At 67.9% G+C, this 13,881-nt stretch carries 12 protein-coding genes; 3 read left to right on the plus strand and 9 right to left on the minus strand.

Translation table 11 applies throughout. The features are described from left to right. Positions 1-495 precede the first annotated feature (495 nt). The 3 genes from ACFYZB_RS43195 to ACFYZB_RS43205 are packed head-to-tail and all read left to right on the plus strand — an operon-like array spanning position 496 to position 2,378. Entirely contained in the window at positions 496-936 is a 441-nt protein-coding gene (locus ACFYZB_RS43195; RefSeq protein WP_388767363.1) for a hypothetical protein, read from the plus strand. Positions 937-939: 3 nt separating this feature from the next. Beyond that, a complete protein-coding gene (locus ACFYZB_RS43200; protein ID WP_388767364.1) occupies positions 940-2,178 on the plus strand; it encodes a hypothetical protein in 1,239 nt (412 codons plus the stop codon). Positions 2,179-2,183: 5 nt separating this feature from the next. Then, positions 2,184-2,378 carry a hypothetical protein gene (locus ACFYZB_RS43205; RefSeq protein ID WP_388767365.1) on the plus strand — a complete coding sequence of 65 codons (195 nt, stop codon included), beginning with the start codon at positions 2,184-2,186 and terminating at the stop codon, positions 2,376-2,378. Positions 2,379-2,701: 323 nt separating this feature from the next. Here the strand turns inward: ACFYZB_RS43205 and ACFYZB_RS43210 are convergent, their stop codons facing one another. The 9 genes from ACFYZB_RS43210 to ACFYZB_RS43250 form a co-directional block, all read right to left on the minus strand. Further along, a complete protein-coding gene (locus ACFYZB_RS43210) occupies positions 2,702-4,663 on the minus strand; it encodes a TIGR03960 family B12-binding radical SAM protein (protein WP_388767367.1) in 1,962 nt (653 codons plus the stop codon). Between the two features lie 70 nt (positions 4,664-4,733). Then, on the minus strand, positions 4,734-6,233 hold the full coding sequence (locus ACFYZB_RS43215) for a CHAD domain-containing protein (RefSeq protein WP_388767369.1): 1,500 nt from the start codon (positions 6,231-6,233) through the stop codon (positions 4,734-4,736). 102 nt (positions 6,234-6,335) lie between these two features. Next, positions 6,336-7,532, minus strand: coding sequence for a rod shape-determining protein RodA (gene rodA / locus ACFYZB_RS43220; protein ID WP_388767370.1), 1,197 nt, complete (start codon positions 7,530-7,532; stop codon positions 6,336-6,338). Beyond that, positions 7,529-9,787 (minus strand): penicillin-binding protein 2, encoded by a 2,259-nt coding sequence (mrdA, locus tag ACFYZB_RS43225; RefSeq protein WP_351216584.1) that lies wholly within the window; start codon positions 9,785-9,787, stop codon positions 7,529-7,531. The genes rodA and mrdA overlap by 4 nt, the downstream gene beginning before the upstream one ends. A gap of 116 nt (positions 9,788-9,903) precedes the next feature. Further along, on the minus strand, positions 9,904-10,581 hold the full coding sequence (mreD, locus tag ACFYZB_RS43230) for a rod shape-determining protein MreD (RefSeq protein WP_351216582.1): 678 nt from the start codon (positions 10,579-10,581) through the stop codon (positions 9,904-9,906). Positions 10,582-10,595: 14 nt separating this feature from the next. Next, positions 10,596-11,537 (minus strand): rod shape-determining protein MreC, encoded by a 942-nt coding sequence (gene mreC / locus ACFYZB_RS43235; RefSeq protein WP_351216580.1) that lies wholly within the window; start codon positions 11,535-11,537, stop codon positions 10,596-10,598. 163 nt (positions 11,538-11,700) lie between these two features. Then, on the minus strand, positions 11,701-12,720 hold the full coding sequence (locus ACFYZB_RS43240) for a rod shape-determining protein (protein WP_020940056.1): 1,020 nt from the start codon (positions 12,718-12,720) through the stop codon (positions 11,701-11,703). 312 nt (positions 12,721-13,032) lie between these two features. Next, positions 13,033-13,446 (minus strand): nucleoside-diphosphate kinase, encoded by a 414-nt coding sequence (gene ndk, locus ACFYZB_RS43245; RefSeq protein ID WP_228625078.1) that lies wholly within the window; start codon positions 13,444-13,446, stop codon positions 13,033-13,035. Between the two features lie 67 nt (positions 13,447-13,513). After that, on the minus strand, positions 13,514-13,876 hold the full coding sequence (locus ACFYZB_RS43250) for a DUF4233 domain-containing protein (RefSeq protein WP_351216578.1): 363 nt from the start codon (positions 13,874-13,876) through the stop codon (positions 13,514-13,516). Between the last annotated feature and the right edge of the window lie 5 nt (positions 13,877-13,881).

A 13,881-nucleotide genomic window follows, 5' to 3' on the forward strand; every position in this document is an offset into this window, starting at 1 on the left:
GCCCGCTGGAACAGTTCCCACAACTCGTCCGGCACCAAGCGTTCCACGATCAGCACACACCCAGACTACCGATGACACCAAATGAGACAACCTCTTAGGAGTTCGACCTGGGCTCCGCCCCAGGGGGGAGGGCACCGGGGAACAGCGCCGACCGTAAGGCATGGTCATTTTCCAGCGAGCCGTGCCCCCGGGGCGGCGTAAGAGTTCCGTGATCAGGCAAGGTCACGACTGTCGTGCCTGGGTTGCATCTGTTACGGATACCAGATGGCAGGGACACCACAAGTGAGTGGCTAAGGTGCTACTGAGGGGCTGACTGCACGGGGGAGGACTCGATGGCCGACAACATCCGGACCGGGTACGTCCGCGGGCCCGCTGCTGGGGCTGTGAGCAGGCGCCGACGTGCAGCGGCGGTAGCCCAGGCGCAGGCAGCCATGCCGACTGAGCCGGGGCGGACGCCGTGGTACGGAGACAGCAACTACGAGGGGAGGCCCTGAGATGGCGTGGGACGAGTGGGAGCAGCTGAAGGCCGACGCGCTGGCCCGCAGGCAGGACGGCATGCGGCTGGACAGCGCTGCCGACGCAGCGGGCGGAGGTGGTACCGGATCTGCGCCGGACCTGAAGATGAACCACGCGGGCAACAAGGCCGCGGTCAAGGCGCTGCGGGAGGTAATTCGTCCTGACACGGACAAGGCCGGCAGCCACGCCGACGACTCCTCGGCCACAGCGGCCCAAAAGTTCAGTGGTTGGGCCACCGGATCCGCTCTCAAGGCCGCGCACGCGGAGTGGGAACTGCAGGTCAAGAACCTGAAAGGGCGTCTGGGACAAGACCAGACCGCCCTGGAGAAGACCCACCAGGACTTCCGATACACCGACCTCGGCGTCAAGAGCCGGATAGCTCAGATAGGCATGGGATTCAATCTCGGAGAGGAGGGCTAGGAGATGGGAACGAACAATCTCACCTATCAGGACGTGGTCACCATCGACCTCGGTGCGCTAATTACGGCGGCCAAGGACTGGGACGACATGGCCCACACCCTCGACGACCTAGGGGGCCTGTACGGGGCAAAGGTGGAGTCCATAGCGAACGACGGCTCCTGGACTGGCGTCAGTAGCAACGTCGCTTGTACGCGGTTCACCAACACACGTAAACAGTTCACCGATGCCCACACAGAAGCCCACGCAATCGCCTCCCTTCTCCGGAGCGCCTACGACCGCTTCTCCCAACTGATCGGCCACGTGAAAAACCTGGTCGAGCAGGCGGAGAAGGACGAGATGACTGTCAACAGCGCGGGCGAGGCGGTTTATGACTTCAGGAAACTCACCCCGATGCGCCACGACCCGGATTACCCAAAGTACGTGACGCAGGTGAAAGACGCCGAGGCCGCCTGGACCAAGAAGATCAAGGATGCCGTGCAGGCGGTCGACGACGAAGATCAAGTCGTGGGTCGCGCTCTTCGCGAGGCAGCTGGCGTCGGGAGCTTCCTCGAGCAGATATTGGACCCTCTGGGCCAGGCTCAAAGCTTCAACGGGGCGGCAGTCGGCGACCTAACCACATATGAGAAGGAAGTCAAGAAGGAGGACGCGGAGCAGAGGGCAGAAGCGGAGCGGAAGAAGAAGCACGACGATACCGTGCGGGCCATCTGCCATGGCATCGTCAAGGGGCTTTCGATCTTTAACGGGGAGCCCGGTCCAGACCTGGGAAGTAAGTTCGTTGGAACGCTAATCGACGGCGTCGCTAACGCCACAGGCTACAACAAAACGCGGGGGATCACCCTCGGTGTGGGAGCCGGCTGGGGAGGCGGAGGAATCGGATACTCGATCACTTTGGCGGAGACGCAAACACCGGACGGGAAGACCCAGATCGGGATCCTGACGTCGAAGTCCATACATTCCGCTGGTGCCGATTTCGGCGTTTCCGCAACGGCAGGTGAGTTCTATAGCAACGCCGATGACATTGGTCAGCTCGAAGGCAAGGGCTGGGATAAGGGTGGATCCGCCAAGTTCGGTCTCGGCCTGTACGGGAACCATCAGACGGAGGTCGGAACGACTAACTCGAAGGGCGAAGGCGTCAACGTCATCGAGTATGGGTTGGGGGCCGGTCTGGGTGCCGAGATCGGCGGCGGGTATAGTGACGCCAAGTCGCGTTGGCAAACAGAAGTCGGATCGGAAAAGAAGTGAATGGCATGGACCCGGGACCGCTGCTCTTTTTCATCTTCGGCTGGTTCTTCGCCCTGAACATCAAAGGGATTGCAGACCGGACATACCAACATGCAGCCCGTTTCTTGCCAATGATCGGGGGCTCAGCCACACTTCGGATCATGGGCTGGATCTGGATCTTCGTGGGCGGCACGCTTGTCGCCTTGGACTTCTTGAGTTGAGTGGATCTCTGGGGCGGCGCTTTCCTGTGCAGGTGCGTGCTGGCTCTCTGACCCGATAAGAATCCACCCAGCTACGAGCGCTCCTCCCATCAGAGAGGAGCGCGGGGGCAGAACGTTCAGGCAAGCTGCAGATCCCTCAGACCCACTCCACCTCGGAAACGATGTACGGGGTACTTCCAGGGCCCGGCAACGGCGTCCGAGAGGACGCCAGAGGCGCCGACGGGCGAGGGACCGAAGCGCCGGCCGCAGCCAGCGCAGCCGCCACCTCCTCCTCGCTCACCCCCGCCAGCGCCTCAACCACCCGATCGAGTGCCCCGCCCACCTCAGTGCGCGTGACCGCTCGCAGCAGGCGCCGGGCCGGCGTTCTTGACCGTCAGGGGCAGAAGCTTCTTGCCGGTCGGGCCGATCTGGATGTGGGTGTCCATCTGCGGGCAGACGCCGCAGTCGAAGCAAGGGGTCCAGCGGCAGTCCTCGACCTCTGTTTCGTCGAGGGCGTCCTGCCAGTCCTCCCAGAGCCAGTCCTTGTCCAGGCCCGAGTCGAGGTGGTCCCAGGGGAGGACCTCCTCGTAGGTGCGCTCGCGGGTGGTGTACCAGTCGACGTCGACGCCGAAGGGGGCGAGGGCCTTGTCGGCGCAGGCCATCCAGCGGTCGTAGGAGAAGTGCTCGCGCCAGCCGTCGAAGCGGCCGCCGTCGTCGTACACCGCGCGGATCACCGCGCCGATGCGGCGGTCGCCGCGGGAGAGGAGGCCCTCGACGATGCCCGGCTTACCGTCGTGGTAGCGGAAGCCGATCGAGCGGCCGTACTTCTTGTCGCCGCGGATCTTGTCCCTCAGTTTGGCCAGGCGGGCGTCCGTCTCCTCCGCGGAGAGCTGGGGCGCCCACTGGAAGGGAGTGTGGGGCTTGGGGACGAAACCGCCGATCGAGACCGTGCAGCGGATGTCGTTCGAGCCCGAGACCTCGCGGCCCTTCTGGATGACGTGGGTCGCCATGTCGGCGATCTGGAGGACGTCATCGTCGGTCTCCGTCGGCAGGCCGCACATGAAGTACAGCTTCACCTGGCGCCAGCCGTTGCCGTAGGCCGTGGCGACGGTACGGATCAGGTCGTCCTCGGAGACCATCTTGTTGATGACCTTGCGGATGCGCTCCGAGCCGCCCTCGGGGGCGAAGGTGAGGCCCGAGCGGCGGCCGTTCCTCGTCAGCTCGTTCGCCAGGTCGATGTTGAAGGCATCCACGCGGGTGGAGGGGAGCGAGAGGCCGATCTTGTCGTCCTCGTAGCGGTCGGCCAGGCCCTTGGCGATGTCGCCGATCTCCGAGTGGTCCGCCGAGGACAGGGAGAGGAGGCCCACCTCCTCGAAGCCCGTTGCCTTCAGGCCCCTGTCGACCATCTCGCCGATGCCCGTGATCGAGCGCTCGCGCACCGGGCGGGTGATCATGCCGGCCTGGCAGAAGCGGCAGCCGCGGGTGCAGCCGCGGAAGATCTCCACCGACATGCGCTCGTGGACCGTCTCGGCCAGGGGGACGAGGGGCTGCTTGGGGTACGGCCACTCGTCCAGGTCCATGACCGTGTGCTTCGACACGCGCCAGGGGACACCGCTCTTGTTGGGGACCACGCGGGCGATACGGCCGTCGGGGAGGTACTCGACGTCGTAGAACGCCGGGATGTAGACCCCGCCGGTCTTCGCCAGGCGGAACAGGACCTCCTCGCGGCCGCCGGGGCAGCCCTCGGCCTTCCACGCGCGGATGATCCGGGTCATGTCCAGCACGGCCTGCTCGCCGTCGCCGATGACCGCCGCGTCGATGAACTCGGCGATCGGCTCGGGGTTGAAGGCGGCGTGGCCGCCGGCCAGGACGATCGGGTCGTCGTCCGTGCGGTCCTTGGACTCCAGGGGGATGCCTGCAAGGTCCAGGGCCGTCAGCATGTTCGTGTAGCCCAGCTCCGTGGAGAAGCTCAGGCCGAACACGTCGAAGGACTTCACGGGGCGGTGGGTGTCCACCGTGAACTGAGGGACGCCGTGCTCGCGCATCAGGGCCTCCAGGTCCGGCCACACGCTGTAGGTGCGCTCGGCGAGGACGCCCTCCTGCTCGTTGAGGACCTCGTAGAGGATCTGGACGCCCTGGTTGGGCAGGCCGACCTCGTACGCGTCCGGGTACATGAGCGCCCAGCGGACGTCGCACTCGTCCCAGTCCTTGACGGTGGAGTTGAGCTCTCCGCCGACGTACTGGATCGGCTTCTGCACGTGGGGGAGCAGAGCTTCGAGCTGCGGGAAAACCGACTCGACAGGCATCTCGCGAACCTTCATGAGCTGACAGGGGTGACCATCAAGCCTAACCCGGCCGAGCGGCTCCCCCGAACGCTCAGCGGGTGGCCCCGGACTTGATCTCCTTCCAGAGTCCCGGCAGCTCCGCCTCGGCCTGTGCCGCCCGGGCCTCCTCGCGGCCGTACAGCACCCCGTACGTGAAGGTGCTCTCCCCCGCCGCGTGGGCCACCGCGGACAGCTCGCGCAGGGTCAGTCGGGTCATGACGCTGTCCTGGTGGTCGCCGAGGAGGGTGGTCAGGGACTTCGTCGCCTTGGTCAGGGAGCGGGCCGGTGTGCCGAGGGCGGGTGTGGCCGCCTCGGCGGCGTAGCGGGTGCGCTTGGCCTTCTTGCGGGCCTCGTGCACGGCGACGTCGCGTGCCTCGCCGGGCGGGACGGCGATCGCCCGCTCGACCAGGGCGGAGAGGGTCGCCAGGTCCTTGTCCATGGCCTTGGCGAGCACCTTCTCCGGCTTTTTCCCGGCGGCTTTGCGCAGCGGCGGGTCGGCGAGGAGGGCGTCCAGGGTGTCCAGCAGGGTCAGGTAGCGGCGGGAGTTCAGGACGCCGGTCAGGTGGGGCTGTGCGCCGCCGCGGCGGCGCTCGGTCCAGGAGGTGAGGCGTTCGGGGAGCGGTCCGACGACCAGGTGGGACGGGAGGGCCTTGACGGCGGCCGTCAGGCGTTCGGCCATCACCTCGTGGTCGCGGTCGACGCCCAGCTCGCCCGCGAGCCATTTCAGCTCGGCCGCGACCGGGTCGGTGACGGCGCGGTCGAGGACGGAGCGGAAGCTGCGCAGGGTGCTGCGGGCGCGGCGGGTGGCGACCCGCATGCGGTGCACGGAGTCGGGCACGTCCCGGCGGACGGCGGGGTCGAGTTCGACCAGTACGTCCCGCTGGGCGCGCAGATAGGCGAGCACGTGGTCACCGGCCGTGACCGGGGGCGTGGGTTTGGCCTTCCTGCGGCGCTGTCCTCCGGTCTGTTCCAGGGCCCGGGCGAGCTTCGACGGTGACTTCGAGGGGCGTACGCCCGCCCTGCGCAGCCGTTTCTCCACCAGGTCCAGGAAGGCGGGGTCGCCGTCGTCGGCGAGTTCCACCTCGATCTCGGTCCACTGGGCGGTACTGCCCTTGCCGTCGAGGCGCTCGGCGGTCACGGCGTCGACGCTCGCCTCGGCCAGCAGGGTGCCGTCGGCGTCGACCAGGTGGCGCACATCGCGGGCGGAGCGCAGCCGGACCAGCGGGACCAGTGCGGCGTCCCGGACCCGGGAGCGGACGAGGGCGGCGATCTCCTCCGGGACGGTGTCGGAGAGCGGGGCCCGGATCTCGTCGCGCACGCCCGGTTCGACGGGGAACTTCAGATGCCAGCCGGCGTCCGAGCCTCCGGTGCGGCGGCGCAGGGTGAGGGCGGCGGCGGCCAGGCGCTCGTCGGCGGTGTCGTAGTAGGTGGCGTCGAGTTCCACCTGGCCCTTGTCCAGGACGGTCGCCACTCCGCCGACGCCGGTCAGGTCGGGCAGCCCGCTGTCGTCGGATTCGTACTTGCGCTCGATCTCGCGTTTCGCATCCGCCATGGATCGAATCTAGTTGTCCGGGCGGTGGAGCGGCAGGGGGCAGCCCTGGGTGAATGAACGGAAAATTCCCGTCATGCACCCGGTGAACCGGACGCCGGGCACCTATGCCGACATGGGTCTCTGCACCTTGATCGACTGCAGCAGTCCCACGGCCATCCACACCGCGAACATCGACGAGCCGCCGTACGACACGAACGGCAGTGGCAGGCCGGTGACCGGCATGATGCCGAGGGTCATGCCGATGTTCTCGAAGGACTGGAAGGCGAACCAGGCGACGATCCCGGCGGCCACGATCGTCCCGTACAGCTCGGTGGAGTCGCGGGCGATGCGGCAGGCCCGCCACAGCACGACGCCGAGCAGGAAGATGATGAGGCCGGCGCCGAGGAAGCCCAGTTCCTCGCCCGCGACCGTGAAGACGAAGTCCGTCTGCTGCTCGGGCACGAACTGGCCGGTGGTCTGCGAGCCGTGGAAGAGGCCGGCTCCCGTCAGGCCGCCGGAGCCGATCGCGATGCGGGCCTGGTTGGTGTTGTAGCCGACGCCCGCCGGGTCCAGGTCGGGGTTGGCGAACGCGGCGAACCGGTTGATCTGGTACTGGTCCAGGATGTGCAGCTGCCAGATGGCGATGCAGCCGATCACCCCGGTGATGAGCAGGCCGAAGACCCAGCGGTTGGAGGCGCCGGAGGCGAGCAGCACGCCGAGGATGATGGCCACCATGGCGAGCACCGAGCCGAGGTCCGGCATGAGCAGCAGGATCATGCAGGGTACGGCCGCGAGGCCCAGGGACTGCGCCACGGTCCGGTGGTCCGGGTAGATCTTGTCGCCGGCGTCCACTCGGGCCGCGAGCATCATCGCCATGCCCAGGATGATGGAGATCTTGAGGAACTCGGCGGGCTGGAGCGAGAAGCCGCCGATGACGAGCCAGTTGCGCTGGCCGTTGATGGTGGCGCCGAGCGGGGTGAGGACCGTCAGGGCCAGCAGGACCGACAGGCCGTAGAGGATCGGCACGGCGTTGCGCAGGGCGCGGTGGCCCAGCCAGAGCGTGCCGATCATCAGGGCGAACCCGATGCCGAGGTTCATCAGGTGCCGTTCCAGGAAGAAGTACGGGTCTCCCTGGTTGATCTCGGTGCGGTTGCGGGTCGCGGAGAACACCAGCGCGGACCCGATCAGGGACAGCGCGACGGCGGACAGCAGTATGGGCCAGTCGAGTCTGCGGGTCAGCGAGTCACGGGCGAAGAGCCTGGTCCAGCCGGCCCGCTCGGGGCCGTACCCGGAGACGGAGAAGCTGTTGGCGCCGGTCATGAGGGCATCCTCCGGCTTCCCCGCCTCGGGGTCCTGCGTGGTCGCCTGCGGGTGTTGCGGTTGCCCGTGGTGGGCGAGGGCGAGGTGGCGGGCTGCTGGTCGCTGCCGTTGCTGGGGTTGTTCTGCTGGGAGGCCTCGGCGTCCTTCGCCGGGTCGCCGGCGACCTTCGGGGCCTCGATGGTGCCGTCGGTGCGGACCTTCGGCAGGCCCTTCTGCGGCTGGGGCAGCAGTGCCTTCTTGTTGTCGATGGAGCCGTCGCCCTGGACGCCGTAGAGCGCGCTGTAGATGTTGCGCACGGCTTCACCGGCGGAACCGGAACCCGTACCGGCCTGGGAGATCGTCATGATCACCGAGTAGTCCTTGGAGTACGTGGCCAGCCAGCCGGTGGTCTGCTTGCCGTAGACCTCGGCGGTACCGGTCTTGCCGTGCAGCGTGATCTTGTCCTGGGGCCAGCCGTTGAACTTCCACGCGGCCGTACCGCGGGTGATGACGCCCGCGAAGGCGTCGTCCATGCCCTTGAGGGTGGCCTGGCTGACCGGGAGCTTGCGCTGCACCTTGGGCTTGATCTCCTGGACGGTCTTGCCGTCGGCGCTGATGATCGCCTTGCCGATGGTCGGGACGTATTCGGTGCCGCCGTTGGCGACGGCGCCGTAGATCATGGCCTCCTGGATCGGTGTGACGAGCGTGTCGCCCTGGCCGATGGAGTAGTTGATCTCGTCGCCCTCGCGCATCTTGTTGCCTTCGAGGCAGTTCTCGTAGGCGATCCTCTCGACGTAGGAGCCGTCCTTCTTGCCGGACTTGCACCAGGCGTCCTTGTTGGCGTTCCAGTAGTCCAGCTTCCACTGGCGGTCCGGGACGCGGCCGGTGACCTCGTTGGGCAGGTCGATGCCGGTCTCCTTGCCGAGGCCGAACTGGTGGGCCGTCTTGAAGAACCAGTCCTTCGGCTGGCCCTTCTTGGGGTTGATGCCGCCGTCCTTCTTCCACTCCCTGTCGCCGAGGCCGTAGAAGACGGTGTCGCAGGAGACCTCCAGGGCGCGCCCGAGGGAGATGTCGCCGAAGTTCTCGCCCTCGAAGTTCTTGAAGACCTGGCCGCCGACCGAGTAGGAGCTGGTGCAGGGGTAGCCGCCGTCCCAGGGGTAGCCGGCCTGGACCGCGGCGGCCGTGGAGACGACCTTGAACGTCGAACCGGGGGCCGCCTGACCCTGAATGGCCCTGTTGAGCAGTGGGTAGTCGGAGTCCTTGCCGGTGAGGTCCTTGTAGTCCTTGGCGGAGATGCCGCCCACCCACACGTTCGGGTCGTAGGTCGGGGCCGAGGCCATGGCCACTATCCGGCCGGTCTTGGCCTCCATGACGACGACGGCGCCGGAGTCGGCCTTGAAGTTCTCGCCGGTGTTCTTGTCGAACTGCTGGCGGGCGGCCTTCATCGCCTTGTCGAGCTCGTACTCCGCGACGCGCTGGACGCGGGAGTCGATGCTGGTGACCAGGTTCGAGCCGGGCTCGGCGGCGTCCGACTTGGCCTTGCCGATGACCCGGCCGAGGTTGTCGACCTCGTAGCGGGTGACGCCGGCCTTGCCGCGCAGTTCCTTGTCGTACTCCCGCTCCAGGCCGGAGCGGCCGACCATGTCGGAGCGCAGGTAGGGCGAGTCGGTGGCCTTGGCCTGCTGGATCTCGGCGTCGGTGACGGGCGAGAGGTAGCCGAGGACCTGCGCGGTGTTGGAGTTGCCCGGGCCGGGGTAGCGGCGCACGGCCTCGGGCGCTGCGGTGATGCCGGGGAAGTCCTCGGCGCGCTCACGGATCTGCAGGGCCTGCTTGGGCGTGGCCTTGTCGGTGATCGGGATCGGCTGGTACGGCGAGCCGTTCCAGCATGGTTTGGGGGTCTTGGCGTCGCACAGCCGGACCTTCTGGACGACCTCCTCGGGCGTCATGCCGAGGACGCCGGCCAGCTTGGTGAGGACGGCCTTGCCGTCGTCCTTCTGCTTGAGCAGGTCGGTGCGGGAGGCGGAGACGACCAGGCGGGTCTCGTTGTCCGCGAGGGGCACGCCGCGGGCGTCCAGGATGTCGCCGCGCACGGCGGGGTCGACGACCTGCTGGACGTGGTTGCCGGAGGCCTCCTTCTGGTACTGGGCGCCCTCGCGGATCTGCAGGTACCAGAGCCGGCCGCCGAGCGTGCCGAGCAGGGAGAGGACGAGGATCTGGATCACGACGAGCCGGATCTGGACCCGTGGGGTCCGACCGGTCTCGGGGATGTTGGTCACTGCGGCGGTCTCCCCCTCTCAGTGCGCAGGTGCGAGTACACGTACGAATGATGAACGACCAGCCTGTGAGCCCGCGTTCCGCGCCGGCTGACCCGTTCGAGTGAACTCCCGTGCCGTCACAGCCGCTTGACCCCCTTGATCCGGCCGACCCGCGTGGTGCGGGTGCGGGCTTTGGCCTTCAGGGCGCCGAAGCCGCCCCGCTGGCTGCCGATGCGCAGGCCGGTGCCGGAGGAGAGCCAGCCGGCGGAGATGTCACCGGCCTTGGCGGCGGGGCCGGTCTCGGTCAGCGGGTCGTTGTCCGCGCGGCGGGCCAGCCACATGATCCCGGGGACCACGAACGGGGCGAGCAGCAGGTCGTACAGGGCGGCCGAGAACAGCAGCCCGGGCAGGCCGACATGACGGGCGGCGGTGTCGCCGACCAGGGCGCCGACGCCCGCGTACAGGAGCGTGGAGCCGATGGCGGCGGCGACCACGACGGCCATCGGGCCGGTCGCGGACTTCAGGCGGCCGTTCTCCGGTCTGGCGAGCCCGGCGAAGTAGCCGGTGACGCACAGCACGAGGGCGTAGCGGCCGGCCGCGTGGTCGGCGGGCGGTGCCAGGTCGGCGAGCAGACCGGCGCCGAAGCCGACGAGGGCGCCGCCGACATGGCCGTACACCATGGCGAGGCCGAGGACGGTGAGCAGCAGCAGGTCGGGGACGGCGCCCGGCAGGTGCAGGCGGGCGAGGACGCTCACCTGGATCACCAGGGCCACGACGACCAGCGCGCTGGAGAGCAGGATCCGGTTGAGGCGCATGGAAGAGTCAGCTCCTACTGCTGCTGGCCGGTCGTGTTGTTCGCGTTGGCCGAGGGGGTCACCGTGACGGTCACCGTCGGCGTCGGGACGGGCTGGGGTTTGGCCGGCAGGACCTCGTCGCGCGGGTCCTTCTTCGGGGCCTGGACGACCACGCCGACGACGTCGAGCTTGGTGAAGGCGACGTACGGGGTGACGTAGATCGTGCGGGTGAGGCCGCCGTTGGAGGGCTCGACGCGGGAGACCACGCCGACCGGGACGCCGGGCACGAACGGCCGGTCGGCCTGCGAGCCGAAGGTGACGAGGCGGTCGCCCTTCTTCACCTCGGCCTGGCCGTTGAGCAGTTCCACGCGCAGCGGCCGGTCGCCCTGCCCGGAGGCGAAGCCGAGTTCGTCACCGCCCTCCATGCGGGTGCCGACGGTGAAGTCGGGGTCGTTGGCGAGCAGCACGGTGGAGGTGTCCGGGCCGACGGTGGTGACGCGGCCGACCAGCCCGTCGCCGTTGAGGACGGTCATGTCGCGCTTGATGCCGTCGTTGGCACCGGCGTCGATGGTGACGGTCCAGGAGAAGCCCTGGGCCGCTCCTATGGCGATGACCTGGGCGCCCTTGATGCCGTACTGGCCCTCGCCGGCGATCTTCAGCATCTTGTCGAGCTGGTTCAGCCGGCTGCGGTTGCGGTCGTCGCTGCCGAGTTTCGCCTTGAGGGCCGCGTTCTCCGTCTCCAGCCGGGCGAGCCGGTCGTGCCGGCTGCCGGAGTCCCGGATCGCGGAGACGGCGTTGCCGACCGGATCCACCGCCGAGGACAGGCCGTTCTCGACGGGGCCGAACACCGCGGCCGCGGCCTGCCGGGCACCGTCCACCGGGGAGTTCCGGCCCCCGCGGATGTCCACCGTGATCAGCGCGAACGCGATGGCGACCAGCAGGACCAGGAGCAGCCGGCTCTCTTTCGTGTCCCTCACGTGCGGCGGCCGTGCCCTTCCTCGATAGGAATTCGGGAGCCCCTTTGCGGACCTTGCGCCGAACGCAAACCCTGGGGCCCATTTGTGGGAGCTTATGCCTTTTAATCAACGATCCGCCGCACGAGAGGAGAGGAGTCTCGTACGGCGGAATCGAAGCGTTACGTCATCTGCGCGGCTGGGCGTCCAGGACCTGCTGCAGCGCCTCGAACTCCTCGACGCACTTCCCGGAGCCGAGCGCGACGCTGTCCAGCGGGTCCTCGGCGATGTGGATCGGCATTCCGGTCTCCCGGCGCAGCCGCTCGTCCAGGCCGCGCAGCAGGGCTCCGCCGCCGGTCAGAACGATTCCTCGGTCCATGATGTCGCCGGACAGCTCCGGCGGGCACTTGTCGAGGGTCGTCTTGACCGCGTCGACGATCGCGTTGACGGGCTCCTCGATCGCCTTGCGGACCTCGGCGGCCGAGATGACGACGGTCTTCGGCAGCCCGGACACCAGGTCCCGGCCACGGACTTCGGTGTGCTCGTCGGAGTCGAGGTCGTACGCCGAACCGATCGTGATCTTGATCTGCTCGGCCGTGCGCTCACCCAGCAGAAGGCTGTACTCCTTCTTGATGTACTGGATGATCGCGTTGTCCAGCTCGTCGCCCGCGACCCGGATGGACTGGGCGGTGACGATGCCGCCGAGCGAGATGACCGCGACCTCCGTGGTACCGCCGCCGATGTCCACCACCATGTTGCCCGTGGCCTCGTGGACCGGCAGGCCGGAGCCGATGGCGGCGGCCATGGGCTCCTCGATGATGTGCACCTGGCGCGCACCCGCCTGGGAGGACGCCTCGATCACGGCGCGGCGCTCGACGCCCGTGATGCCCGAGGGCACGCAGACGACGACCCGCGGCCGGGCGAGATACCGCCGCTTGTGGATCTTCAGGATGAAGTAGCGGAGCATCCGCTCGGTGATCTCGAAGTCGGCGATCACGCCGTCCTTCAGCGGGCGGACGGCCACGATGTTGCCCGGCGTCCGGCCGATCATCTTCTTCGCTTCGGCACCGACCGCGAGGATGCCACCGGTGTTGGTGTTGATCGCGACGACGGACGGCTCGTTGAGTACGATTCCGCGACCCCTGACGTACACCAGCGTGTTGGCGGTCCCGAGGTCGACAGCCATGTCACGGCCGATGAACGACATTGAGTTCCCCATCCGGATTCATCTGGCCTTCCTGCGCTTTTGAGGGCATATCAGGTCGGCGAGGCGGGTGCTGTGACGTGAAGGCTTCCATCGTAAACGCGCCTGCACGAACACTGCGCGAGGGTCTCCGCCATTGTCACCATGTGGCGGCCCGCCCCGCTTGTGGAGACGGTCCATCGGAGGCACGCGTTCCCCCGATCGGCCAGGCATATGCCAAAGGACGGCCGAAATGTACGGCCGTCCCTGGTCAGGCGCCACCGGGCGAGCTGACGCCCCCTCAGAAAAATTAGCGAAAACTCAGCTCGCGACAGCTCACGCGCGGCCCGGGAAGAAGATCTTCACCTCGCGCTCGGCGGACTCCTCGGAGTCGGAGGCGTGGATCAGGTTCTCGCGGACGATCACGCCGAAGTCACCGCGGATGGAGCCCGGCGCGGCAGCGATCGGGTCGGTCGGGCCGGCGAGCGCACGCACACCCTCGATGACCCGCTCGCCCTCGACGATCAGCACGACCACCGGGCCGGAGGACATGAACTCGACCAGCGGCTCGTAGAACGGCTTGCCGACATGCTCGGCGTAGTGCTGCTCCAGCGTGGCACGGTCCAGGGTGCGCAGCTCCAGCGCGGTGATCTGCCAGCCGGCCTTGCGCTCGATACGGCTGATGATCTCGCCGGTCAGGCCGCGACGGACGGCGTCGGGCTTGAGCAGGACGAGGGTGCGCTGGCTCACGGGGGGACTCCTTCTGACGGACGTCTGCGGTGGTGGGACGAGGTTACAGGGCGTGTCGGGGCGTCCGTTACGCAGCGTCAGGTGTAGAGGAACCGGACTCCGCCTGCGCGGCGAATCTGGCCTTCGCCTCGTCCACCTTTCTGCCGAAGTGCACCGACGCCCACCACAGCGCCGCGAACACCGCGCCCATGAAGAACATGGTCGGGACAAACACACCGGAGGCGATCAGCGCGAGTTGCAGGGCCCAGCCGAGGGCCACCCCGCCGGGCCGGGTCACCATCCCGCACAGCAGCACGCACAGCAGCATGGCGATGCCGCTGACCAGCCACACCGTGGAGACGGACAGGCTCGGGTCCTTCATGGCGACCAGCCCGGCGAACCCGATGACGAAGAACTCGCCGATCAGTGTCGATGCACAGAGCGTACGCATCTCGA

Source organism: Streptomyces sp. NPDC001852, from assembly GCF_042891825.1.
Classification (GTDB): Bacteria; Actinomycetota; Actinomycetes; order Streptomycetales; family Streptomycetaceae; genus Streptomyces.